Origin of the sequence: Pseudomonas putida (assembly GCF_026625125.1) — a bacterium.
Lineage (GTDB): Bacteria > Pseudomonadota > Gammaproteobacteria > Pseudomonadales > Pseudomonadaceae > Aquipseudomonas > Aquipseudomonas putida_X.
Map to the genome: position 1 here is coordinate 4,077,412 of NZ_CP113097.1, position 24,002 is coordinate 4,101,413.

General features: G+C 63.2%; 26 protein-coding genes and 1 other RNA gene. 20 read left to right on the forward strand and 7 right to left on the reverse strand.

What is annotated here, in order from left to right:
* Positions 1-40: 40 nt before the first annotated feature.
* Positions 41-586: an exonuclease domain-containing protein gene (locus OSW16_RS18730; RefSeq protein WP_267817546.1), complete on the forward strand. Its 546-nt coding sequence runs from the start codon at positions 41-43 to the stop codon at positions 584-586.
* Positions 587-676: 90 nt separating this feature from the next.
* The gene (locus OSW16_RS18735) at positions 677-961 is read left to right on the forward strand and encodes a pyrimidine/purine nucleoside phosphorylase (RefSeq protein WP_012315400.1); all 285 of its coding nucleotides are present in this window, start codon (positions 677-679) and stop codon (positions 959-961) included.
* Positions 962-1,220: 259 nt separating this feature from the next.
* Here OSW16_RS18735 and OSW16_RS18740 read toward each other — a convergent pair whose 3' ends face one another.
* The gene (locus OSW16_RS18740; RefSeq protein WP_267817549.1) at positions 1,221-1,913 is read right to left on the reverse strand and encodes an alpha/beta family hydrolase; all 693 of its coding nucleotides are present in this window, start codon (positions 1,911-1,913) and stop codon (positions 1,221-1,223) included.
* A 49-nt stretch (positions 1,914-1,962) separates the two neighbouring features.
* Here OSW16_RS18740 and ccoN (OSW16_RS18745) point away from each other — a divergent pair, with 49 nt between their 5' ends.
* The 16 genes from ccoN (OSW16_RS18745) (at position 1,963) to OSW16_RS18820 (ending at position 17,408) form a co-directional block, all read left to right on the forward strand.
* Positions 1,963-3,387, forward strand: a complete 1,425-nt coding sequence (ccoN, locus tag OSW16_RS18745; RefSeq protein ID WP_267817551.1) for a cytochrome-c oxidase, cbb3-type subunit I — start codon at positions 1,963-1,965, stop codon at positions 3,385-3,387.
* A gap of 13 nt (positions 3,388-3,400) precedes the next feature.
* Positions 3,401-4,009 carry a cytochrome-c oxidase, cbb3-type subunit II gene (ccoO, locus tag OSW16_RS18750; protein ID WP_241804492.1) on the forward strand — a complete coding sequence of 203 codons (609 nt, stop codon included), beginning with the start codon at positions 3,401-3,403 and terminating at the stop codon, positions 4,007-4,009.
* 5 nt (positions 4,010-4,014) lie between these two features.
* Positions 4,015-4,206 (forward strand): cbb3-type cytochrome oxidase subunit 3, encoded by a 192-nt coding sequence (locus OSW16_RS18755; RefSeq protein WP_012315404.1) that lies wholly within the window; start codon positions 4,015-4,017, stop codon positions 4,204-4,206.
* The gene (gene ccoP, locus OSW16_RS18760) at positions 4,203-5,144 is read left to right on the forward strand and encodes a cytochrome-c oxidase, cbb3-type subunit III (protein WP_267817556.1); all 942 of its coding nucleotides are present in this window, start codon (positions 4,203-4,205) and stop codon (positions 5,142-5,144) included. The genes OSW16_RS18755 and ccoP (OSW16_RS18760) overlap by 4 nt, the downstream gene beginning before the upstream one ends.
* Before the next feature lie 366 nt (positions 5,145-5,510).
* Positions 5,511-6,953 carry a cytochrome-c oxidase, cbb3-type subunit I gene (gene ccoN, locus OSW16_RS18765; RefSeq protein WP_267817558.1) on the forward strand — a complete coding sequence of 481 codons (1,443 nt, stop codon included), beginning with the start codon at positions 5,511-5,513 and terminating at the stop codon, positions 6,951-6,953.
* Positions 6,953-7,561 carry a cytochrome-c oxidase, cbb3-type subunit II gene (ccoO, locus tag OSW16_RS18770; protein WP_012315407.1) on the forward strand — a complete coding sequence of 203 codons (609 nt, stop codon included), beginning with the start codon at positions 6,953-6,955 and terminating at the stop codon, positions 7,559-7,561. The genes ccoN (OSW16_RS18765) and ccoO (OSW16_RS18770) overlap by 1 nt, the downstream gene beginning before the upstream one ends.
* Positions 7,562-7,566: 5 nt before the next feature.
* The gene (locus OSW16_RS18775) at positions 7,567-7,764 is read left to right on the forward strand and encodes a CcoQ/FixQ family Cbb3-type cytochrome c oxidase assembly chaperone (RefSeq protein WP_012315408.1); all 198 of its coding nucleotides are present in this window, start codon (positions 7,567-7,569) and stop codon (positions 7,762-7,764) included.
* Positions 7,761-8,741 carry a cytochrome-c oxidase, cbb3-type subunit III gene (ccoP, locus tag OSW16_RS18780; protein WP_241804496.1) on the forward strand — a complete coding sequence of 327 codons (981 nt, stop codon included), beginning with the start codon at positions 7,761-7,763 and terminating at the stop codon, positions 8,739-8,741. The genes OSW16_RS18775 and ccoP (OSW16_RS18780) overlap by 4 nt, the downstream gene beginning before the upstream one ends.
* A gap of 307 nt (positions 8,742-9,048) precedes the next feature.
* Entirely contained in the window at positions 9,049-10,464 is a 1,416-nt protein-coding gene (ccoG, locus tag OSW16_RS18785) for a cytochrome c oxidase accessory protein CcoG (RefSeq protein WP_267817564.1), read from the forward strand.
* A gap of 15 nt (positions 10,465-10,479) precedes the next feature.
* The gene (locus tag OSW16_RS18790) at positions 10,480-11,007 is read left to right on the forward strand and encodes a FixH family protein (RefSeq protein ID WP_241804498.1); all 528 of its coding nucleotides are present in this window, start codon (positions 10,480-10,482) and stop codon (positions 11,005-11,007) included.
* A 39-nt stretch (positions 11,008-11,046) separates the two neighbouring features.
* Positions 11,047-13,491 carry a heavy metal translocating P-type ATPase gene (locus OSW16_RS18795; protein WP_267817567.1) on the forward strand — a complete coding sequence of 815 codons (2,445 nt, stop codon included), beginning with the start codon at positions 11,047-11,049 and terminating at the stop codon, positions 13,489-13,491.
* Between the two features lie 13 nt (positions 13,492-13,504).
* Positions 13,505-13,717 carry a cbb3-type cytochrome oxidase assembly protein CcoS gene (gene ccoS / locus OSW16_RS18800; protein WP_241804500.1) on the forward strand — a complete coding sequence of 71 codons (213 nt, stop codon included), beginning with the start codon at positions 13,505-13,507 and terminating at the stop codon, positions 13,715-13,717.
* Entirely contained in the window at positions 13,710-14,393 is a 684-nt protein-coding gene (locus OSW16_RS18805) for a sulfite exporter TauE/SafE family protein (RefSeq protein WP_267817571.1), read from the forward strand. The genes ccoS and OSW16_RS18805 overlap by 8 nt, the downstream gene beginning before the upstream one ends.
* A 108-nt stretch (positions 14,394-14,501) precedes the next feature.
* Positions 14,502-15,884, forward strand: coding sequence for an oxygen-independent coproporphyrinogen III oxidase (gene hemN, locus OSW16_RS18810; protein WP_267817573.1), 1,383 nt, complete (start codon positions 14,502-14,504; stop codon positions 15,882-15,884).
* Between the two features lie 185 nt (positions 15,885-16,069).
* Entirely contained in the window at positions 16,070-16,804 is a 735-nt protein-coding gene (gene fnrA, locus OSW16_RS18815; RefSeq protein ID WP_012315416.1) for a Crp/Fnr family transcriptional regulator FnrA, read from the forward strand.
* A 55-nt stretch (positions 16,805-16,859) separates the two neighbouring features.
* Complete coding sequence (locus OSW16_RS18820) at positions 16,860-17,408, forward strand: adenine phosphoribosyltransferase (protein WP_003254303.1); 549 nt, start codon at positions 16,860-16,862, stop codon at positions 17,406-17,408.
* A 172-nt stretch (positions 17,409-17,580) separates the two neighbouring features.
* On the opposite strand, the gene recR is transcribed toward OSW16_RS18820, so the two are convergent.
* From recR to dnaX, 3 genes are all read right to left on the reverse strand, one after another.
* Positions 17,581-18,183 carry a recombination mediator RecR gene (recR, locus tag OSW16_RS18825; protein WP_241804503.1) on the reverse strand — a complete coding sequence of 201 codons (603 nt, stop codon included), beginning with the start codon at positions 18,181-18,183 and terminating at the stop codon, positions 17,581-17,583.
* Between the two features lie 197 nt (positions 18,184-18,380).
* Positions 18,381-18,716, reverse strand: a complete 336-nt coding sequence (locus tag OSW16_RS18830) for a YbaB/EbfC family nucleoid-associated protein (protein WP_008093501.1) — start codon at positions 18,714-18,716, stop codon at positions 18,381-18,383.
* 63 nt (positions 18,717-18,779) lie between these two features.
* Positions 18,780-20,852, reverse strand: a complete 2,073-nt coding sequence (dnaX, locus tag OSW16_RS18835; RefSeq protein ID WP_267817577.1) for a DNA polymerase III subunit gamma/tau — start codon at positions 20,850-20,852, stop codon at positions 18,780-18,782.
* Between the two features lie 125 nt (positions 20,853-20,977).
* Here dnaX and OSW16_RS18840 point away from each other — a divergent pair, with 125 nt between their 5' ends.
* The gene (locus OSW16_RS18840) at positions 20,978-21,751 is read left to right on the forward strand and encodes a substrate-binding periplasmic protein (RefSeq protein ID WP_267817580.1); all 774 of its coding nucleotides are present in this window, start codon (positions 20,978-20,980) and stop codon (positions 21,749-21,751) included.
* A 24-nt stretch (positions 21,752-21,775) separates the two neighbouring features.
* On the opposite strand, the gene OSW16_RS18845 is transcribed toward OSW16_RS18840, so the two are convergent.
* Together OSW16_RS18845 and OSW16_RS18850 are read right to left on the reverse strand one after the other, a co-directional pair.
* Complete coding sequence (locus tag OSW16_RS18845) at positions 21,776-22,675, reverse strand: EamA family transporter (protein WP_267817582.1); 900 nt, start codon at positions 22,673-22,675, stop codon at positions 21,776-21,778.
* A 94-nt stretch (positions 22,676-22,769) separates the two neighbouring features.
* Positions 22,770-23,042, reverse strand: coding sequence for a hypothetical protein (locus OSW16_RS18850; protein WP_267817584.1), 273 nt, complete (start codon positions 23,040-23,042; stop codon positions 22,770-22,772).
* A gap of 574 nt (positions 23,043-23,616) precedes the next feature.
* Between OSW16_RS18850 and OSW16_RS18855 the strand changes: the two genes are divergently transcribed.
* Complete coding sequence (locus OSW16_RS18855) at positions 23,617-23,748, forward strand: hypothetical protein (protein WP_267817586.1); 132 nt, start codon at positions 23,617-23,619, stop codon at positions 23,746-23,748.
* A gap of 131 nt (positions 23,749-23,879) precedes the next feature.
* Here the strand turns inward: OSW16_RS18855 and ffs are convergent.
* An RNA gene (gene ffs / locus OSW16_RS18860) (signal recognition particle sRNA small type) lies at positions 23,880-23,976 on the reverse strand.
* Positions 23,977-24,002: the final 26 nt, after the last annotated feature.

Genomic DNA, 24,002 nt, shown 5'->3' on the forward strand with positions numbered 1-24,002 from the left:
TGGCTACGCTGCTCTGGCATGTATGGCGAGGGAGCCTGGTATGGGCCACTGGTTGGTAATCGACCTGGAAGCCACCACCGACGACGGTGGCTGGCCGGTGACGGAGATGGAAATCATTGAAATCGGCGCCAGCCTGGTGACCCGTGAAGGCCGCGAAGTGGACCACTTCCAGCGCTTCGTGCGGCCCAGGCGGCGGCCGCAACTGACGCCGTTCTGCCGAGAACTGACTCATATCAGCCAGGCCAGCGTGGACAGCGCGGCGCCATTTCCCGAGGTATGGGCGCGTTTCGAACGCTGGCTGGGGCACCACCGTGGGCAATTGCAGGCCTGGGTCAGCTGGGGTGATTACGATCGCCAGCAATTGCTTCAGGAATGGCAGCAACATGAGCTCGATAGCCTGTTGCACAACCTGCCGCATATCAACCTCAAGCAGCGCTTCGCCAAGGCTCGTCACCTGCAGCGCCCGATGGGCCTGAACGGTGCCCTGCAACTGGCCGGCATGCACTTTTGCGGGCAGCAGCACCGGGCGCTGGAGGATGCCCGCAATACCGCGCGGCTATTGCCCTTGAGCCTGCCGGGCATTTGAGCGCAGGCCACCTGAAAGCAGATGACGAGGCGGATGGGCTTGGGCATACTGGCCAGCCCTTTTTCATCCCTCTTTTTCAGGAGTCGCCCCATGTTCAAGGTCAACGAGTACTTCGATGGTACCGTCAAGTCGATCGCCTTCGAAGGCACTGAAGGCCCGGCCACCGTCGGTGTCATGGCACCGGGCGAATACGAGTTCGGCACCGCCAAGCGCGAAATCATGCACGTGGTTTCCGGTGCGCTGACCGTCAAGCTGCCAGGCAGCGACAACTGGGAAACCTTCAACGCGGGCGACAAGTTCAATGTGGCTGCCGACAGCAAGTTCCAGCTCAAGGTAGCGGTAGACACTGCCTACCTGTGCGAGTACCGCGACTAAGCGCTGCCTGCACCGGCCTCATCGCCGGCAAGCCGGCTCCCACAGGTACCGCGCTGCTCTCAAGGCCAGCGCTAACCCAGTGGGCCGGCTTGCCGGCGATGGTGGCAACGCTATCGCAACAGAAACCCCGCAACCTGCTCAGCCGCCGCCTGCAAATGCTGCTCATGGCTGAACCCCGAGGCCTCCCACAGCTACCGCGCTGCTCTCAAGGCCAGCGCTAACCCTGGAGGGAGCCGGCTTGCCGGCGATGGTGGCAACGCTATCGCAACAGAAACTCCGCAACCTGCTCAGCCGCCGCCTGCAAATGCTGCTCATGGCTGAACCCCGAGGCTTTCAGCGGCTTCAGGTCATGGTCGCCTGCCACCAGCCAGCTGACCTCGATCGACGGTGACAGCGCATACCCCTGCACCGCCTCACGATTGCCCAGCGCATCCCGCTCGCCCTGCACGATCAACGTCGGCGTCTGCAAGCCTGCCAAATGTTCGACCCTCGGTTTTTCCGGTTTGCCCACGGCATAGAACGGATAACCCAGGCACACCAGCGCGTCAGCACCCAACTCGTCAGCCAGCAGGCTGGCCATGCGCCCGCCCATTGACTTGCCGCCAATCGCCAGCTTGCCCGTGACCAAAGGTCGCACCTGCCGGTACACCTCGCGCCAGCATTCGAGCAGCACCTTCTGTGGATTAGGTGGCCGCTTGCCACCCCCTGCCCTGCGCTCGGCCATGTAGGGGAACTCGAAGCGAACCACCCCGACGCCAAGCGCCGCCAGCCTTTGCGCCATTTCGTCCATGAACCCGCTGTCCATTGGCGCGCCAGCGCCATGGGCCAGGATCAGGCACGCCGCCGCTCTGCCATCTTGCGGCGTGTGCGGCGGATTGCAGTGCAAGCCTGGGACATTTCCGATCTTCGCCCATTGATCCCCGTCAATACCGGCACGTTGCCCATTAATCATGCTTGCCTCGCTGTAAAGCCTGCCAATAACCGTGGATGGGAACCCATACATGAACACAACCAGCAGTACCGCCTATAACTATAAGGTGGTCCGCCAATTCGCCATCATGACGGTGGTGTGGGGAATCGTCGGGATGGGGCTCGGCGTCTTCATCGCCGCCCAGCTCGCCTGGCCTTCCCTGAATTTCGACCTCCCCTGGACCAGCTTCGGCCGCCTGCGCCCACTGCATACCAATGCGGTGATCTTCGCGTTCGGCGGCTGCGCACTGTTCGCCACCTCCTATTATTCGGTGCAACGCACCTGCCAGACCACCCTGTTCGCACCCGGCCTGGCCGCGTTCACCTTCTGGGGCTGGCAACTGGTCATCCTGCTGGCGGCCATCACCCTGCCGCTGGGTTACACCAGCTCCAAGGAATATGCCGAGCTGGAATGGCCGATCGACATCCTGATCACGATTGTCTGGGTCTGCTACGCCATCGTGTTCTTCGGGACCCTGATCAAGCGCACCACCAAGCATATCTACGTCGGCAACTGGTTCTTCGGCGCCTTCATCCTGACCGTGGCCATGCTGCACATCATCAACAACCTGGAGCTGCCGGTCAGCCTGACCAAGTCGTACTCAGTCTACGCGGGGGCCACCGACGCCATGGTGCAGTGGTGGTACGGCCACAACGCCGTGGGCTTCTTCCTCACTGCAGGCTTCCTGGGGATGATGTACTACTACGTGCCCAAGCAGGCCGAGCGCCCGGTGTATTCCTATCGCCTGTCGATCGTGCACTTCTGGGCGCTGATCACCCTGTACATCTGGGCAGGCCCCCATCACCTGCACTACACCGCGCTGCCCGACTGGGCGCAGTCGCTGGGCATGGTGATGTCGCTGATCCTGCTGGCCCCCAGCTGGGGCGGCATGATCAACGGCATGATGACCCTGTCCGGTGCCTGGCACAAACTGCGCAGCGACCCGATCCTGCGCTTTCTCGTGGTATCCCTGGCGTTTTACGGCATGTCCACCTTCGAAGGCCCGATGATGGCCATCAAGACCGTCAACGCCCTGTCCCACTACACCGACTGGACCATCGGCCACGTGCATGCCGGCGCCCTCGGCTGGGTGGCGATGATCTCGATCGGCGCGCTTTACCACACCATCCCGCAAGTGTTCGGCAAGGCACGCATGTACAGCATCGGCCTGATCAACGCGCACTTCTGGCTGGCCACCATCGGCACCGTGCTGTACATCGCCTCGATGTGGGTCAACGGCATCGCCCAGGGCCTGATGTGGCGCGCGGTGAACAGCGACGGCACGCTCACCTACTCGTTCGTGGAAACCCTGGTGGCCAGCCACCCGGGCTTCATCGTGCGTTTCGTCGGTGGCGCGATCTTCCTCAGTGGCATGTTCCTGATGGCCTGGAACACCTGGCGCACCATCCGTGCACCGGCCGCCGAGGCCGCCCCTGCCAACGCCCAGCTGGCCTGAGGAGACTTGCCTTATGAAACATGAAGTCATCGAGAAAAACGTTGGCCTGCTGGCCCTGTTGATGGTGTTCGCCGTCAGCATCGGCGGCCTGACCCAGATCGTCCCGCTGTTCTTCCAGGACGTCACCAACAAGCCGGTCGAAGGCATGAAGCCTTACACCGCGCTGCAGCTTGAAGGCCGCGACATCTACATCCGCGAAGGTTGCGTGGGCTGCCACTCGCAGATGATCCGCCCATTCCGCGCCGAGACCGAGCGCTACGGCCACTATTCGGTCGCGGGTGAAAGCGTGTGGGACCACCCGTTCCTGTGGGGCTCAAAACGCACCGGCCCGGACCTGGCCCGGGTCGGTGGGCGCTACTCCGACGACTGGCACCGCGCCCACCTGTACAACCCGCGCAACGTGGTACCGGAGTCGAAGATGCCGTCCTACCCATGGCTGGTCGGCCAGCAGGTCGACAACAGCCACACCGACACCAAGATGCGCACCCTGCGCACGCTGGGGGTGCCGTACACCGACCAGGACATTGCCGGTGCGCGTGATGCGGTCAAGGGCAAGACCGAGATGGACGCCCTGGTCGCCTACCTGCAGGTGCTCGGCACCGCGATCAAGAACAAGAGGTAAGAGCGATGGAAATGGATATCGGCATGATCCGTGGCGTGGGCACCCTGGTGGTGATGATTGCCTTCATCGGCCTGTCGCTGTGGGTGTTCAACCGCCGCCGCGACCATGATTTCGCCGAAGCGCGCCTGCTGCCCTTCGTCGACGACCGCCTGCCCCCTGCCGGGCAGGACACTGGCATGAGGAGTAATCCCCAATGACTACCTTCTGGAGTACGTACATCTGCGTACTGACCATCGGCAGCCTGATCGGCCTGACCTGGCTGCTGCTGTCGACCCGCAAGGGCCAGAGCAGCAACACCACCGACCAGACCATGGGGCACAGCTTCGACGGCATCGAGGAGTACGACAATCCGCTGCCCAAGTGGTGGTTCTGGCTGTTCGTCGGCACCCTGGTGTTCGCCGTGGGCTACCTGATTCTCTACCCGGGCCTGGGCAACTGGAAGGGCGTTCTGCCCGGCTACGAGAACGGTTGGACCGGCGTGAACGAATGGCAGAAAGAAATGGACAAGGCCGACGCCCGGTTCGGCCCGATCTTCGCCAAGTACGCCGCCATGCCGGTCGAGGAAGTGGCCAAGGACCCGCAGGCCTTGAAGATGGGCGGCCGTCTGTTCGCTTCCAACTGCTCGGTGTGCCACGGCTCGGATGCCAAAGGCGCCTATGGTTTTCCCAACCTGACCGACAACGACTGGCGCTGGGGTGGCGAGCCCGAAACCATCAAGGCGTCGATCATGAATGGACGCCACGGCGTGATGCCGGCCTGGGCTGAGGTGATCGGCGAACAGGGCGTGGCGGATGTAGCCGCCTACGTGCTGACGAACCTCGATGGCCGCAGCCTGCCCGAAGGGGCCAAGGCTGATGTGGCCAGGGGCAAGGAGATTTTCGCCGGCAACTGCGTGGCCTGCCACGGGCCCGAGGGCAATGGCACCCCGGCCATGGGCGCGCCAAACTTGAACCATCCGCAAGCGTTCATCTACGGTTCGAGCTTTGCCCAGCTGCAGCAGACCATTCGCTATGGCCGCCAAGGGCAGATGCCCGCCCAGGCGGAAATTCAGGGCAATGACAAGGTGCATCTGCTGGCCGCTTATGTGTACAGCCTTTCACAGGGTGGTATGACTGAAACCGTGACTGCCAAGTAACACCCCGGGGCCGCAAAGCGGCCCCGGCATTCCCCGCCCCGCCCCCGCCTTGCACCCCCTCCGAACAGAACTAAGCTTGTTGGCACAGTTGCCTTCGCTGTCGATCCAGCGCAGCAGACGCGGTGCATCGCCTGACACCGCCCGCAAAAAAAGCTTGACCGATCGATCAGAAAAAGGCGAAAAACGGTACACATTACAAATATTTATTTGTGTACAATCGCCCAGACCATACTGCCGTGGGACACCGGCAAAAGGGCCCGGACACGGGTCGGCGCAGGGCTCCTTGCGTTGCCATAACCCTGGCGGTTATCGATACTGGCGCCGATTTTTCAACCAACAAGAACACCAAAACCGTGGAACCTTAGAATGAGCACAGCAATCAGTCCGACTGCTTATAACTATAAGGTCGTCCGCCAGTTCGCCATCATGACGGTGGTCTGGGGGATCCTTGGCATGGGCCTGGGCGTTTTCATCGCCTCGCAGCTGGTGTGGCCGCAACTGAACCTGGACCTGCCCTGGACCAGCTTCGGCCGCCTGCGCCCCTTGCACACCAACCTGGTTATCTTCGCCTTCGGCGGCTGTGCGTTGTTCGGCACCAGCTACTACGTGGTGCAGCGAACCTGCCAGACCCGGCTGATCTCCGACAGCATGGCCGCCTTCACCTTCTGGGGTTGGCAGGCCGTCATCGTCGGCGCGCTGATCACTTTGCCGATGGGCTACACCACCACCAAGGAATACGCCGAGCTCGAGTGGCCACTGGCGATCCTGCTGGCCATCGTCTGGGTCACCTATGGGCTGGTGTTCTTCGGCACCATCGTCAAGCGCAAGACCAAGCACATCTACGTCGGCAACTGGTTCTATGGCGCCTTCATCGTGGTTACCGCGATGCTGCACATCGTCAACCACGTCTCGCTGCCGGTGAGCCTGTTCAAGTCGTACTCGGCCTACTCCGGCGCCACCGACGCCATGATCCAGTGGTGGTACGGCCATAACGCCGTGGGCTTCTTCCTCACCACCGGCTTTCTGGGGATGATGTACTACTTCGTGCCCAAGCAGGCCGAGCGGCCGATCTACTCGTATCGCCTGTCGATCGTCCACTTCTGGGCGCTGATCACCCTGTACATCTGGGCAGGCCCGCACCACCTGCACTACACCGCGCTGCCCGACTGGGCGCAATCGCTGGGCATGGTGATGTCGATCATCCTCCTGGCACCGAGCTGGGGCGGCATGATCAACGGCATGATGACCCTGTCCGGCGCCTGGCACAAACTGCGCACCGACCCGATCCTGCGCTTCCTCGTGGTATCCCTGGCGTTCTACGGCATGTCCACCTTCGAAGGCCCGATGATGGCCATCAAGACCGTGAACTCGCTGTCGCACTACACTGACTGGACCATCGGCCACGTACATGCCGGCGCGCTCGGCTGGGTGGCGATGATCTCGATCGGCGCCGTGTACCACATGATCCCGCGCCTGTATGGCCGTGAACAGATGCACAGCGTGGGCCTGATCAACGCGCACTTCTGGCTGGCGACCATCGGCACCGTGCTGTACATCGCCTCGATGTGGGTCAACGGCATCACCCAAGGCCTGATGTGGCGCGCCATCAACGATGACGGCACGCTGACCTACTCCTTCGTCGAAGCGTTGCAGGCCAGCCACCCGGGCTACATCGTCCGCGCACTGGGCGGTGCGTTCTTCGCCTCCGGCATGCTGCTGATGGCTTACAACGTGCTGCGTACCGTACGCGCCGCCAACCCGGCAGAAGCGGATGAAGCCGCCAAGATCGTCGTTGTGGGAGCCCACTGATGAAGCATGAAGCTGTCGAGAAGAACATCGGCCTGCTGGCCTTCTTCATGGTCATCGCCGTGAGCGTCGGTGGCCTCACCCAGATCGTCCCGCTGTTCTTCCAGGACGTCACCAACAAACCCGTCGAAGGCATGAAGCCGCGCACCGCGCTGGAAGTCGAAGGCCGCGACATCTACATCCGCGAAGGTTGCGTAGGCTGCCACTCGCAGATGATCCGCCCGTTCCGCGCCGAAACCGAGCGCTACGGCCACTACTCGGTGGCCGGTGAAAGCGTGTGGGACCACCCGTTCCTGTGGGGCTCCAAGCGCACTGGCCCGGACCTGGCCCGCGTCGGTGGCCGCTACTCCGATGACTGGCACCGCGCACACCTGTACAACCCGCGCAACGTAGTGCCGGAGTCGAAAATGCCGGCCTACCCGTGGCTGGTGGAGAACACGCTCGACGGCAAAGACACCGCGAAGAAGCTGGAAGTGCTGCGTACCCTTGGCACGCCGTACACCGATGCCGACATCGCCGGTGCCCGCGACGCGGTCAAGGGCAAGACCGAAATGGACGCACTGGTCGCGTACCTGCAGGGTCTTGGCACCATCATCAAAAGCAAACGGTGACGCTGATGGATATCGGGATGATTCGCGGCCTGGGCACCGTCGTGGTGATGGTGGCCTTCGTGGGCCTGGCGCTGTGGGTGTTCAACCCACGGCGCAAGCAGGAGTTCGACGAGGCGACCCAACTGCCGTTCGCCGATGACCCCGAGGCCAAAACGCACGTCGAGCAAGCGCAAGCAAAAGCTTCTGGGAGCAAACAACAATGACAACCTTCTGGAGTCTGTACGTCACCGTCCTGACCCTGGGCACCATCTTCGCGTTGACCTGGCTGCTGCTGTCGACCCGCAAGGGCCAGCGCGAAGAGGTCACCGACGAAACCGTCGGGCATGCCTTCGATGGCATCGAGGAATACGACAACCCGCTGCCCAAATGGTGGTTCTGGCTGTTCGTCGGCACCATCATCTTTGCCCTCGGCTACCTGGTGCTGTACCCGGGCCTGGGCAACTGGAAAGGCGTGCTGCCAGGGTATTCGTACCTGGATAACGACAAGCAGACCGAGTTCACCAACGGTCAGCCCGGCTGGACCGGCGTACACGAGTGGGAGAAGGAAATGGCCAAGGCCGATGCCCGCTTCGGGCCGATCTTCGCCAAGTACGCGGCCATGCCTATCGAGGAAGTGGCCAAGCAGCCGCAAGCACTGAAGATGGGTGCGCGGCTGTTCGCTTCCAACTGCTCGGTGTGCCACGGCTCCGACGCCAAGGGCGCCTATGGCTTCCCCAACCTCACCGACAACGACTGGCGTTGGGGTGGCGAGCCGGAGACCATCAAGGCCACCATCATGGGCGGCCGCCATGGCGTGATGCCGGCATGGGCGCAAGTGATTGGCGAACAAGGTGTGGCCGACGTTTCAGCCTTCGTGATCAGCAAGCTCGATGGCCGCAGCCTGCCCGAGGGGGCCAAGGCCGATGTCGAGAACGGGCAGAAGATCTTCGCCGCCAATTGCGTGGCGTGCCATGGCCCTGAAGGCAAGGGCACACCCGCCATGGGCGCGCCGAACCTGACCCACCCGCAGGCATTCATCTACGGTTCGAGCTTCGCTCAATTGCAACAGACCATCCGTTATGGCCGCCAGGGCCAGATGCCGGCGCAGGAGCAACTGCAAGGCAATGACAAAGTGCACCTGCTGGCGGCTTATGTGTACAGCCTGTCGCATCAAGGGCAGGAGCCTGAAAAGGCCGAGTGAGGCCTGCACTGGCGCTATCGCCGGCACGCCGGCTGCCACAGTCACCCCGTGAACTCCGGTTCGCTGGGGCCGCTGTGGGGGCCGGCTTTCCGGCGATAGCGCCGGTTGATTCAGCGCCGCATGACCTGGATCAATTGACACCCGCCTTAACACGATAAACACCACGAAACCAACGCGACTAAAGGTCGCAGATCGACCCCGGCGTGCCATCAGCGGCGTATCATGGGTCGCAGCGCTAGCAGAATGCGCGAGACTGCGGCCGGCACGCACTGGCCGCGGCATTTCTCCACTGCCGTGGGACTTGATGATGAGCAAGCACATTCCGGTACATGACGTCACCCCGCCTGCCAGCAAAGGGAAGGATTCCGTCGACCTCTACGCCTCTCGCGAGAAAATCTACACCCGCGCCTTCACCGGCCTGTTCCGCAGGTTGCGGATGGTCGGCGGGGCAGCGCTGTTCATTCTGTACTTCGGCACGGTGTGGCTGAACTGGGGCGGGCATCAGGCGGTATGGTGGAACCTGCCTGAGCGCAAGTTCTACATCTTCGGCACCACCATCTGGCCGCAAGACTTCATCCTGCTCTCGGGCATCCTGATAGTCGCCGCCTTTGGCCTGTTCTTCGTCACCGTGTACGCCGGCCGCGTGTGGTGCGGCTACACCTGCCCGCAAAGCGTGTGGACATGGATCTTCATGTGGTGCGAAAAGGTCACCGAAGGCGACCGCAACCAGCGTATGAAGCTCGACCGGGCCCCGATGAGTGCCAACAAGTTCGTGCGCAAATTCACCAAGCACAGCCTGTGGCTGCTGATCGGTTTCGTCACCGGCATGACCTTCGTCGGCTACTTCTCGCCGATTCGCGAACTGGTCATCGAGTTCTTCACCGGCCAGGCCGATGGCTGGGCCTACTTCTGGGTCGGCTTCTTCACCCTGGCCACCTACGGCAACGCCGGCTGGCTGCGCGAGCAGGTGTGCGTGTACATGTGCCCCTACGCCCGCTTCCAGAGCGTGATGTTCGACAAGGACACACTGATCGTCTCCTACGACCCGCGCCGCGGCGAAACCCGCGGCCCGCGCAAGAAGGACACGGACTACAAGGCCCAGGGCCTGGGCGACTGCATCGACTGCACCATGTGCGTACAGGTCTGCCCTACCGGCATCGACATCCGCGATGGGTTGCAGATCGAGTGCATCGGCTGCGCTGCCTGCATCGACGCGTGCGACAGCATCATGGACAAGATGAACTACCCCAAAGGCCTGATCAGCTATACCACCGAGCACAACCTGTCGGGGCAGAAAACCCACATGCTGCGCCCAAGGCTGATCGGCTACGCGCTGGTACTGCTGGTGATGATCGGCGCCTTGGCCACCGCCTTCGCCACCCGCTCGCTGGTGGGCTTCGACGTCAGCAAGGACCGCGTGCTGTACCGCGAGAACGCCCAGGGCCGGATCGAGAACGTGTACAGCCTCAAGGTCATGAACAAGGACCAGCGTGACCACGTCTACGTGCTGGACGCTGCCGGCCTGCCTGACCTGCGGCTCGAAGGCCAGCGGGAAATCCGCGTGGCCGCCGGTGATATCGTCAGCCTGCCGGTGCAGTTGTCGGTCGCCCCTGAAAAACTGCCTTCGACCACCAACGAAATCACCTTCACCCTCAAAAGCGCCGATGACAGCGCTGCCGAGGTCGAAGCCAAGAGCCGCTTCATCGGCCCACAGATCCGCTGAGAGAGAACGCGAACCATGCCTGCCGCCACCGCCACCAGCCCTTGGTACAAGCACCTCTGGCCCTGGATCATCATCGGCATCCTCACCACCTCGGTGTGCCTGAGCCTGACCATGGTCAGCATCGCCGTGAACAACCCGGACAACCTGGTCAACGACAACTACTACGAAGCCGGCAAAGGCATCAACCGCTCGCTGGACCGTGAATTGCTGGCGCACAACCTGGGTTTGCAGGCCAGCGTGCACCTGGACGAACTGACGGGCGAAGTGGACCTGCGCCTGACCGGTAGCAGCGACCCGAAGCGCCTGGAGCTGAACCTGATTTCCCCCACCCAGCCAGAGAAGGACCGCAAGGTGCTGCTGAGCCGGGTCGAGGCGGGGCGCTATGTGGGGCAGCTGGAGGACAAGGTCGACGGGCGCCGCTTCGTCGAACTGCTGGGTAGCGAAAACGGCCAGGTGTGGCGCTTGTTCGAGGAGGAAAAGGTGGCGCACGGTGTGACCTTGCAGCTGGGTGATGAAGCAATCCAGGGCGCTGAACACCTGTAGCCACGCGCCGGCCAGCCAAATATGCAAGGCAATGATGTGATGACCCAGCCCACCCCCTGCTACCACTGCGCCCTGCCCGTCCCCACTGGCAGCCGCTTCACCGCCATGGTCCTTGGCCAGCCCCGGCAGTTCTGCTGCCCCGGCTGCCAGGCGGTGGCCGAGGCCATCGTCGCCGGTGGCCTGGAACACTACTACCAGCACCGCAGCGAAAACAGCGCCAACCCCGAGGCCCTGCCCAAGCAGTTGCAGGACGAACTGGCCCTGTACGACCGTAGCGACGTGCAAAGAACCTTCGTCCACCACCAGGGCGAGCTGGCCGAAACCACCCTGCTGGTCGAAGGCATCAGCTGCGCCGCCTGCGGCTGGCTGATCGAAAAGCACCTGCGCAACCTGCCCGGGGTGGCCGACGCACGCCTTAACCTGTCCAACCACCGTTTGCTGCTCAGTTGGGAAGACCAACGCCTGCCGCTCTCGCGATTGCTGGCCGAGCTACGCCAGATCGGCTACGCCGCCCACCCCTACCAACCCGACCAGGCCGCCGAGCAACTGGCCCGGGAAAACCGGAGTGCCTTGCGCAGGCTGGGCGTGGCCGGGCTGCTGTGGTTCCAGGCCATGATGGCCACCATGGCCACCTGGCCGGAATTCAACATCGACCTGTCGCCCGAGCTGCACACCATCCTGCGCTGGGTGGCGCTGTTTCTTACCATCCCGATCGTGTTCTACAGCTGCGCGCCGTTCTTCAAAGGGGCTGCCCGCGACCTGCGCACCCGCCACCTGACCATGGACGTGTCGGTATCGCTGGCCATCGCCCTGGCCTTCGGTGCCGGCATCTGGACAGCCGTTACCGGCAGTGGCGAGCTGTATTTCGACACCGTGGGCATGTTCGCACTGTTCCTGCTCACCGGCCGCTACCTTGAACGCCGCGCCCGAGAGCGCACGGCGGCGGCCACTGCGCAACTGGTCAACCTGCTGCCGGCCTCCTGCCTGCGCCTGGACAGCCTTGGCCGCAGCGAGCGCATCCTGCTCAGCGAACTGCACTGCGGCGACACCGTGCAGGTGCTGCCCGGTGCGTTGATCCCGGCTGACGGGCGCATTGTCGAGGGCCGTTCCAGTGTCGACGAGTCGCTGTTGACCGGTGAGTACCTGCCGCAACCGCGGCGGGTCGGCGATCGGGTCACCGGCGGCACCCTGAACGTCGAAAGCCTGCTGAACGTGGAAATCGAAGCACTCGGCCAGGCGTCGCGACTGTCGGCCATCGTCCGCCTGCTGGAACGCGCGCAGACCGAAAAGCCACGCCTGGCGCAGATTGCCGACCGCGCCTCGCAGTGGTTTTTGCTGTTCACGCTGGTGGCCGCCATCGTCATCGGCCTGTGGTGGTGGCACCTGGACCCGACACGGGCGTTCTGGATTGTCCTGGCCATGCTGGTAGCCACCTGCCCCTGCGCGCTCTCGCTGGCCACCCCTACTGCACTGACCGCCGCCACCGGTACGCTGCACAAGCTCGGCCTGCTGGTCACCCGCGGTCACGTGCTCGAAGGCCTCAACCAGATCGACACGGTCATTTTCGACAAGACCGGCACGCTCACCGAGGGCCGCCTGACCCTGCGCAGCATTCGCCCGCTGGGCGCGGTGGCCGCCGACCGCTGCCTGGCGCTTGCCGCCGCCCTGGAAAACCGTTCCGAACACCCCATCGCCCGCGCCTTCGGCCGCAATGCCGAGCCCGCGGACGAGGTGCAAACGGTGCCCGGGCTGGGCCTGGAAGGGCTGGTCGGCGGGCAGCGCCTGCGCATCGGCCAGCCCACATTCGTTTGCGCCCTCAGCGGCGCGGAAATCCCGACCGTCCCGGAACCTCGCGGTCAATGGCTGCTGCTGGGCGACCGCCAAGGCCCGCTGGCCTGGTTCGGCCTGGACGATCGCCTGCGCGAGGACGCCCCTGCCCTGCTGGCGGCATGCAAGGCGCGTGGCTGGCGCACCCTGCTGCTGTCGGGCGACAGCTCGCCGATGGTCGCCGAGGTGGCCGCCCAGCTGGGTATCGACCAGGCCATTGGCGGCCTGCGCCCGGACGACAAGCTGGACCGGCTCAAGGCCCTGCAGACCGCCGGACGCAAGGTGCTGATGCTGGGTGACGGGGTCAACGATGTGCCGGTGCTGGCCGCCGCTGATATCAGCATTGCCATGGGCAGTGCCACCGACCTTGCCAAGACCAGTGCCGATGCCGTGCTGCTGAGCAACCGCCTGCAAGCGCTGGTACATGCCTTCGACCTGGCCCGCCGCACCCGCCGCAACATCCTTGAGAACCTGCTTTGGGCGACCCTGTATAATGGCCTCATGCTGCCGTTCGCCGCGCTCGGCTGGATCACCCCGGTATGGGCCGCCGTCGGCATGTCGGTCAGCTCGCTGATCGTGGTCCTCAATGCCCTGCGCCTGACCCGGCTGCCTGGCGTGGCGGCCAGGGCCAGCGCCCCACAACCTGCCATTGCCTGATCAGGAGCCGCCCATGCCAGCCCTCTATGTCATGATCCCGGCCGCCCTGCTGCTCGTTGGCGTCGCCGTGTACATCTTTTTCTGGGCGGTGGACAGCGGCCAGTACGACGACCTTGAAAGCCCTGCCCACAGCATCCTGTTCGACGACCAGGACCCCCGCCACCAGGCTGCCGTCACCCCCGAGCCCGCCGAGCCGCAAGACAAGGACCAACCACCCCGTGCCTGACCTGCTTCCCCTGCTTGGCTCCGCGCTGGTCCTCGGCCTGCTGGGCGGCGGCCACTGCCTGGGCATGTGCGGCGGCCTGATGGGCGCGCTGACGCTGGCCATCCCGCCGGAGCAACGCGGCCGGCGCCTGCGTCTGTTGCTGGCGTACAACGTCGGGCGTGTTCTCAGCTATGCCTGCGCCGGCCTGCTGCTGGGCCTGGCCGGCTGGGCCGTAGCCAGCAGCCCTGCTGCCCTGGCACTGCGGGTGGTGGCCGCGTTGCTGCTGATCGCCATGGGCTTGTACCTGGCCGGGTGGTGGAGCGGGCTGACACGCCTCGAAGCACTGGGCCGGGGGCTGTGGCGGCGTATCCAGCCCGTGGCTTCGCGCCTGTTGCCGGTCTCCAGCCTGCCCCGGGCCCTGCTGCTTGGCGCGCTGTGGGGCTGGCTGCCGTGCGGGCTGGTGTACAGCACCCTGCTGTGGGCAGCCAGCCAAGGCAACGCGGGGTACAGCGCGGCCCTGATGCTGGCATTCGGGCTGGGTACCTGGCCAGTGCTGCTGGCCACAGGGCTGGCGGCGGAGCGGGTCAACACCCTGTTACGGCGGCGCAGCGTACGCATGGCAGGCGGACTGCTGGTCATCCTGTTCGGCCTGTGGACCCTGCCGGGGCCGCACCAGCATTGGTTGATGGGGCACTGACCGGGCTGCTGCACAGCGGCCCCCATAGCGCTTGACACAAATCAACACAGATTCCTACAGACGGCCATAGACTCCGGGGCACTGCTGCTCATTCCGGGGACCGCCCACATGCTCGAAGATCTACGCTGGGATGCCGACCTGATCCGCCGCTACGATCTGGCCGGCCCGCGCTACACCTCCTACCCGACTGCGGTGCAACTGCACAGCGAAGTCGGCTCGTTCGACCTGCTCCACGCCCTGCGCGAAAGCCGCCGGGCCGTGCGCCCGCTGTCTGTATACGTGCATGTGCCGTTCTGCGCCAACATCTGCTACTACTGCGCCTGCAACAAGGTGATCACCAAGGACCGTGCCCGAGCCGCACCCTACCTGCAGCGCCTGGAACATGAAATCCAGCTGATCGCCTGCCACCTGGACCCTAAACAGCGTGTTGAACAACTGCACCTGGGTGGCGGCACGCCGACCTTCCTCAGCCATGTGGAACTGCGCCAGCTGATGGCCACCCTGCGCCAGCACTTCAACCTGCTGGACGATGATTCCGGCGACTACGGCATCGAACTGGACCCCCGCGAGGCCGACTGGTCGACCATGGGCCTGCTGCGCGAACTGGGCTTCAACCGGGTGAGCCTCGGCGTGCAGGACCTGGACCCTGCGGTGCAGCGCGCGATCAACCGCCTGCAGAGCCTGGAGCAGACCCGCACCCTGATCGAGGCGGCGCGTACCTTGCAGTTCCGCTCGGTCAGCCTGGACCTGATCTACGGCTTGCCCAAGCAGACCCCGGAGGGCTTCGCCCGTACCATCGAGGAAGTGATCCGCCTGCAGCCTGACCGCATCTCGGTCTTCAACTATGCCCACCTGCCTGAGCGCTTCATGCCGCAACGGCGTATCGACAGCAACGACCTGCCGGCCCCGGCTGCCAAGCTGGAGATGCTCCGGGCCACCATCGAGCAGCTCACCACCGCCGGCTATCGCTACATCGGCATGGACCACTTCGCCCTGCCCGACGACGAGTTGGCCGTTGCCCAGGAAGAAGGCACCCTGCAGCGCAACTTCCAGGGCTACACCACCCACGGCCACTGCGACCTGATCGGCCTGGGGGTTTCGGCAATCAGCCAGATCGGCGACCTGTACTGCCAGAACAGCAGCGACCTCATCACCTATCAGGACGCGCTCTCCGGCTCGCAGCTGGCCACCCAGCGCGGCTTGCTGTGCAATCACGATGACCGCGTGCGACGCGCAGTGATCCAGCAACTGATCTGCCACTTCGAACTCGACTTCGAGCCTATCGAAAGCGCCTTCACCATCGATTTTCGCGGCTATTTCAACGACCTTTGGCCAGCGCTGCTGAACATGCAACGGGACGGCCTGATCCGCCTCGATGAACAGGGCATCCGCATCCTGCCGGCCGGGCGCCTGCTGGCACGCTCGGTCTGCATGGTGTTCGACGCGTACCTGGTGATGCATGACCGTCAGCGTTTTTCGCGAGTGATCTAGCCAGGCGAACCCTCGACCGTGTGGACAAGCCCGCTTGCCAGGCACACTATGGGCAATGACGGACCCCCGGCATGATGCAGCTGGGGTTCGGCCAAGGCGCATCATCCTCGCGCACGCTGGCCTACACCCTATGCCGTAGGTTACCCTTACGACTTATGTGTGCTTTCCCACAAGGATCGATTCAAATGTCCGAGCCAGTCAAACTGCGCGCCCACGGCCAGGCCCATTGCAAGGATTGCAGCCTGGCACCCCTGTGCCTGCCTCTTTCGCTCAACCTGGAAGACATGGATGCACTGGATGAAATCGTCAAACGCGGGCGCCCGCTGAAAAAAGGCGAGTTTCTGTTCCGACAGGGTGACAATTTCGGCTCGGTTTACGCCGTACGTTCCGGCGCCCTCAAGACGTTCAGCCTGAGCGACAGCGGTGAGGAGCAGATCACCGGCTTCCATCTGCCCAGCGAACTGGTCGGGCTGTCCGGCATGGACACTGAAGCCTACCCGGTCTCGGCTCAGGCGCAGGAAACCACCTCGGTCTGTGAAATCCCGTTCGAGCGGCTCGATGAGCTGTCTGTGCAACTTCCCCAGCTGCGCCGCCAGCTGATGCGGGTGATGAGCCGTGAAATCCGCGACGACCAGCAGATGATGCTGTTGCTGTCGAAAAAGACCGCCGATGAGCGCATTGCCACCTTCCTGGTCAACCTGTCGGCACGCTTCCGCGCCCGCGGCTATTCGGCCAACCAGTTCCGCCTGAGCATGTCGCGCAACGAAATCGGCAATTACCTGGGCTTGGCCGTTGAAACCGTGTCGCGGGTGTTCACCCGCTTCCAGCAGAACGGCCTGCTGCGCGCCGAGGGCAAGGAAGTGCACATTCTCGATCCGATCCAGTTGTGTGCGCTGGCCGGTGGTGCGATGGAGGCCTGAAAGGCTGCTTGAAAAAGGTATACTGGCGCATTCGTTTTTCAGGATACCTGCAACAATGCACAGCGAAGCCTTCGACCTCAAAGCCCTGATCCGCCCGGTAGTGGACTTCCCCAAGCCGGGTGTGATCTTCCGCGACATCACCCCGCTGTTCCAGTCGCCACGCGGGCTGCGCTATGTCGCCGACCAGTTCATCGAACGTTATGTAGAGGCGGAGTTCAGCCACATCGGCGCCATGGATGCCCGTGGCTTTCTGATCGGTTCGATCATCGCCCACCAGCTGAACAAGCCGCTGATCCTGTTCCGCAAGCAAGGCAAACTGCCGGCTGATGTGCTGTCGGAGGGTTACCAGACCGAGTATGGTGAGGCCTTCCTGGAGGTGCATGCCGACAGCCTGTGCGAAGGCGATTCGGTGCTGATCTTCGATGACCTGATCGCCACCGGTGGCACCCTGCTGGCCGCAGCCAACCTGGTGCGCCGCACCGGAGCCCAGGTGTTCGAGGCGGCGGCAATCATCGACCTGCCTGAGCTGGACGGTTCGCGCCGACTGCAGGCGGCGGGTGTGCCGACCTTCTGCCTGACCGAGTTTTCCCTGAGCGAGTACTGAGCGGCAAGCCGCAAGCCGCAAGCTACAAGCTACAAGCTACAAGCGAACGCGGATCTGCTTTTACTTGCAGCTTGCAGCTTGCAGCTTGCAGCTTGCAGCTCTCAAAGCCACAAGCCACAAGCGTACGCGGACCTGCTTTTACTTGCAGCTTGCAGCTTGAAGCTTGCAGCTCTCAAAGCGCAATGGGCTTACGCCCGGCAAAGGCATGCGCCAGGGTGCCGCCATCGACCAGCTCCAGCTCGCCGCCCAGCGGCACGCCATGGGCAATCCGCGAGGCCACCAGCCCCTTCTCGGCCAGCAACTGGGCGATGTAATGGGCGGTTGCCTCACCCTCCACGGTCGGGTTGGTGGCCAGGATCACCTCGGTGAAGCTGCCCTGCTCCTCGATCCGCGCCATCAACTGCGGCACGCCAATAGCATCAGGCCCCAGGCCATCGAGCGGCGACAGGTGCCCCTTGAGCACGAAGTAACGACCGCGATAACCGGTCTGCTCCACCGCATACACATCCATCGGCCCCTCCACCACGCACAGCTGGGTATCGTCGCGGCGCGGGTCAGCGCATTGCGGGCACAACTCCTGCTCGGTCAACGTGCGGCACTGGCGGCAATGGCCAACCCCTTCCATGGCCAGGGTAAGCGCCTGGGCCAGGCGCACACCCCCGCTGCGGTCGCGTTCCAGCAACTGCAGGGCCATGCGCTGGGCGGTTTTCTGGCCAACGCCCGGCAGCGTGCGCAGGGCGTCGATCAGTTGGCGGATGAGGGGGCTGAAGCTCATGGGAAAGGCCTGATAATTCTATGAGAGGCGGTTTATACCGGCGCAGGGTGACAGCGTCAAATCTCACACATCACAAGCGGCGCTCCATCTTGAGGCCGCCAGAATGATCGCACGGCCACACCCCTACGCCCCCTGTAAACATCACCACAAAAAAAGCCGCCTTGGAACCCCACGGCGGCTTTTGAACAGCAAACGCCTTAGAACGGCATCTTGAAGCCCGGCGGCAGCTGCATGCCAGCAGTCATGCCACCCATTTTTTCCTGGCTGCTCTGCTCGACCTTGCGTACGGCGTCATTCAGCGCAGCAGCAATCAGGTCTTCGAGCACTTCCTTGTCGTCTTCATCCGTCGACATCAGGCTTTGATCGATGCTGACGCGCTTGACGTCATGACGACCGGTCATCACCACGCTGACCAGGCCGCCACCCGATTGGCCCGTCACTTCGGCGTTGGCCAGCTCTTCCTGCATCTTGGCCATTTTTTCCTGCATCTGCTGGGCCTGCTTCATCAGGCCGGCCATGCCACCTTTCATCATGGGGGTATACCTCGATTGGGTCGTGTGATGCAGCCCGCCACAGGGCGGCCGCATGGTTATCCGTTACTGACCCTGACTGACCAGGGCCGCTACAGGTTCAATAGTATCCTGCCGCACGGTAGCACCGAACTGCTTGATCATCTGCTGGATCAACGGATCCTGCTCGATCGACGCCACCGCGTCCTGCTGGCGCTCGGCACGCTTGCGCGAGGCTGCCTGGGCCGGGGTTTCCTGCTCGGGCAGGATAAGCTCGATGCGCAGGTTCAGCGTGCGCCCCAGGTGCTGGTTGAGCGCGTCATTCAAGCGCCGTTGCTGGGTGGCGTTGAACAAGGCGCCTTGGCCTGGGTCAAGGTGCAGCAGCCAATCGTCACCGTCTGCAGCGATCAGCGTGCAGTTTGCGGCGATGTTGCCTGTCATACCGGACACAGGCAACTGTGGGAATAATTCCAGCCATTGCAGGGCCAGGCCGGTGGCGGGCTTGGCAGCCGGCAGCGGCTCGGGCGCAGCGATGGGGGCGTCTTCCTGGACGTGCTCGACCAGTTCGTCCAGATAGCTGAAGCCCACCGGGTCGCTTTCGCCCCCGTAATAATCCTCATCCATGGGCGGCTCGTCATCACGCTCCATGCCCACCGAGGCGTACTCCGACGGATCGAATGGCGGCGCATCATAGGCCGGCTGGGCAGCTTGCGGCTCGGCGACTGCAGGCCGGGGCGCGGCAGCCGGCGCAGGCGTGGGCTCAACGGCCAGCGGCTCAGGCTGTGCAGCAGGCTCCTCCCAGGGCAGGTCGATGACTTCCTCTTCCAGTGCCGGCTCGGGCTCGGGCTCGGGCTCTGCCAGCTCAGCCTTCGGCTCAGGTTGTGGTGGCGCCGCCGACAGCGCCTCGGCGACGACCGCAGGCTCGGCTTGCGGGGCCATCACCACAGCAGCGGGGGCTTGGGCAACGACAGACGCGCCGGGAAGCACCGCAGGCGCTGCCACCGGGGTTGCAGGATCAGCTGTGGCCTGGCTGATCCCCACCGGCTTTAGTACCGGTTTCGGCGCATCGTCGCTGTCGGCCGGGCGGAACGCCAGCATCCGCAGCAGGACCATTTCGAAACCGCCCCGCGGGTCGGGTGCCAAAGGCAGGTCGCGGCGACCGATCAGGCCCATCTGGTAATAGAACTGCACATCCTCGGCAGGCAACGCCGACGCCAGCGCCAGCACCCGCTCGCGATCACCCTGGCCGTTGTCCACCGCTTCGGGCAGCGCCTGGGCGATGGCGACACGGTGCAGCACATTGAGCATTTCGGCCAGCACGCCACTCCAGTCCGGCCCCTGCTCGGCGAGGTTGCGCACCGCCTCCAGCAGCGCCCGTGCATCCCCCTCCAGCAATGCCTGCAGCACACCATAGACCTGGCCGTGATCGAGGCTGCCGAGCATGGCCCGCACATCGGCGGCCAGCACCTTACCCTCGCCGAACGCGATAGCCTGGTCGGTGAGGCTCATGGCATCACGCATCGAACCATCGGCAGCACGGCCAAGCAACCACAGCGCATCGGGCTCGAACGGGACGTTCTCGGCCTCCAGCACATGACTCAGGTGTTCGACTACCCGCTCCGGGCTCATGTTCTTCAGCGAGAACTGCAAGCAGCGCGAAAGGATGGTGGCCGGCAGCTTTTGCGGGTCGGTGGTGGCGAGGATGAACTTGACGTAGGGTGGCGGCTCTTCCAGCGTCTTGAGCAAGGCGTTGAACGAGTGCGTGGACAGCATGTGCACTTCGTCGATCAGGTAGACCTTGAAGCGCCCGCGGCTGGGGGCATACTGCACGTTGTCGAGCAGTTCGCGGGTGTCCTCGACCTTGGTACGGCTGGCGGCGTCGATCTCGATCAGGTCGACGAAACGGCCTTCATCGATCTCCCGGCACACCGAGCAGGTGCCACAGGGCGTGGAGGTGATGCCGGTCTCGCAGTTGAGGCACTTGGCGATGATTCGCGCAATGGTGGTCTTGCCCACACCCCGCGTACCGGTGAACAGGTAGGCATGGTGCAGGCGCTGGTTGTCCAAGGCATTGATCAAGGCCTTGAGCACATGGGCCTGGCCGACCATTTCGCGGAACGAGCGCGGACGCCATTTACGTGCAAGAACCTGATAACTCATCGAAAAACCATCGCAGCCTGATCGAGCGGAAGATCGCTAATGCTAGCGGAGCGGGGCCGAAATTGCACCCTGCATGGTTCGTCTACGCTCAGTAACTGGCGCACGTTGTTCATGGAGGATGTGCTTTGCGAAGACTGCTGGCCCTGTTGTTGCTGTGGACCACTTGCAGCCTGGCCGATCCACCGGTGCTGCGCTTTTCCGTCGCCGAAAGCTGGAGCATGCCGCTGGTGCGCGTCGAGGGCCAGCAGCCGGTCGAAGGGCTGCTGTTCGACCTGATGCAAGGGATCGCTCGCGAAGTCGGCGCCCGCCCCGAATACCACGTACTGGCCCGCCTGCGCCTGCAGCAGGCGATGGATAATGGCGACATCGACGTGCGCTGCTATGTGAGCACGCAGTGGTTCAATGACCGGCCAGGGCATTTTGTCTGGAGCTTACCGTTGTTCCATCAGCGCGATGTACTGGTCGGGCAGCCAGGTGACAACGCCCCGATCCGGCCGGAACAACTGCCGCGGCAGGCCATTGGCACGGTATTGGGGTACACCTACACGACGCTGGAGCCTTTGTTCGAGCAGGGGCAGTTGCGCCGCGAGGACAGCCGAAGCCAGGCGTTGGCGCTGCAGAAGCTGCAAATAGGGCGTTATCGGCACGCGGTCAGCAATGAGCTGTCCTTGCAGTGGTTCAACCAGCGGCTGCCGGCCGAGCAGCGCCTGCAGGTGCTGGCGGTGCTAGATGAGCAGGCGCTGGGGTGCATGGTGAGGAACGACCCGGCAATACCGACGCAGGGAATACTCAGGGCTTTGGTACGCATGCAACAGTCTGGCGAGATCGCGCGGATCATGCAGCGTTACGGTGCCAAGGCGGCTTTTGATGAGGTTGCTGCACAACAACCTGGGAAATAACTGCCACGGCGTCGGAAAACTCCGTCAAAGCAGCCGCACAACCCGACGCCCGATACCCCGAAGCAAGTGGCCAGCGAAAAATACCATCATCCCCGTCAAGATCAGGCCGATGGCCAACCACTGGCCCGCGCCCAGCCTTTCACCGAAGAACATGCAGGAGGTGACCAGCCCTGATACCGGCACCAGCAACGACAAAGGGGCGACCTGGGTAGCCGGATACTTTTTCATCAGGTTGTTCCAGACCCGATAACCCAGAATGGTGGTGATCAGGCTCTGGAACAGCACGGAGAACAGCGCCTCCCACGCCAGGCCATGACCAAGGCCTTCGAATGCCTTCCAGCCTTGCGAGACGACTATGAAGGCGAAGATGAAAGGCAGCGAGAACAGGCTCGACCAGACGATGAACGCCGTCATCTCACCAGGGCGCTTGAGCTTGATCAGCAGATTGCAAAATGCCCAGGCAAGCGCGGCGAGCAGCACGAGAAATAGCCCTATCACCGTCGACGACTGGCTGCTCGACAACAGCATCATGCCCAGGCCACAGGCCGCGAGCGCCATTCCCCAGAAGTGTGCGGCAGTGATGCGCTCGCGCAGGAATACCGCACTCAGCAGGATGGTGAAAAATGCGCTGAACTGCAGAAAGACCGAGGCCATGCCGGGGCTAAGCCCCTGGTACATGGCAAAATTGACCATCCACCAGATCCCCACTGCGAACAGCACGCCATAGAGCGCCATGACCGCCATGGAAACGCCCGTCGGCCGCCTGATGAAGAACACCAACGGCAGCGCACAGAGGGTGAAACGCAGCAGTGTCATGACGGAGGGTTCGAGCGTGCTCAAGCCCAGTTCGATCACACCGTAGTTGCAACCCCACAGCACCGTTACCAGCACACCGATGGTCAAATCCCGTTTGCACATTCCCATGCCTGCTCTCCTATTTCAGCAGGCATGACCTTATTTTTTACAAAGGTGGATAGATGTAGGGGCTTTCTTCATGGGGCGTACGAACGCTGAAAAACTAGCGCCGCCGCTCAACCGCCATCGCCACCGCATCCGCCTGCCCCCAGGCAATCTGCATCGCGCGCAATCCATGCTCCAGCTGCTGCCGCGTCTCTTCATCCTCGATCCTCTCCAGCGCGCGCCGGCTGTCGCTGTAGGCGAACATCAGGTAATGGGTGACATTCATCATCACGAATTCAATCGGCACGATGCCGTCGCTAATGGCGCGGGAGAGGGATTTGCCGGGAGGAAGTTCGAAGGTGTGTGGTGGATCAGGGACAAGTTTTTTCATGAAAGCACCGTACCGGATTGAGGGCACCCATTCGCTTCCACACTTTAGGGTGACAGTTGTACGCGGGGTGGAAGACCAGGGGTACGGTGAACCCGGCAGGCCCGAAGGCCTCCCGCGAACAACTGTCATAACGACAAAAACCGAACCCCAGGCTTCCACACCCGATCGCTGAACTGACAGCGACCGCAAAAGACTATAGGGCGAGGTTTCCAGGGACAATCAGACGGGCGTCGACAGGTTGCGTAGGATATTTCCACGCCAGTGGAATAGCAGTAGGCCCTTTCTTAAATACCCGTGGGATCCAGCCAACCAAGCAACGCGAGACCAATGGAATACGGCTTTTAGCTTCTTGGACTACAACGGCGAACGAGGCGAACGATTTCCAAACGACGACAAACTCCACCTCGAAAATCGCCAGCTGGCAGCGGAGGCACGAAAGTTCGCAGCCGAAGCATGCAAGCTCAGCAAAGAGACACTCTGCGACCCCTCAAAGATCGGAACCGCTTTTAGGGTGGCGGTCGCAGGCATCCTGAGCTTCCTGATAAAGCTCTGAGTTTTTACATGAGGAACGACGATGTCCCGGATGAACGAAGAAAGCGCGATCAGGTTTCAACGCGAACTGGAAGCGCTCGACGAAGACCTGCGCAAAGCAAGGATGAGTTCACCCTGGCGGGTCCTGATACCGTTTACCTTGGGCATGGGCTAGGGCTGGCTGGACTTGTGGCGGTTATTCTGGTGATGAAAAGGCTAAAGCGCCATGAACTGGCAAAATAGTGAACATCTGAAAGGGGGGCAGTGCGAGGGGTTCTTGAGAGAGGCTGGCGTAAATGGAGGCGGCCCCACCAGCCACACCCCGGCACTCGATGTTCCCGCTATGGCTGCTCCCTTCCGGGCCTGACCAGGTTAACGGGTAATCAATGCGGGGGGACCGATGGGGCCACCACTACGCGGCTCGCCAAG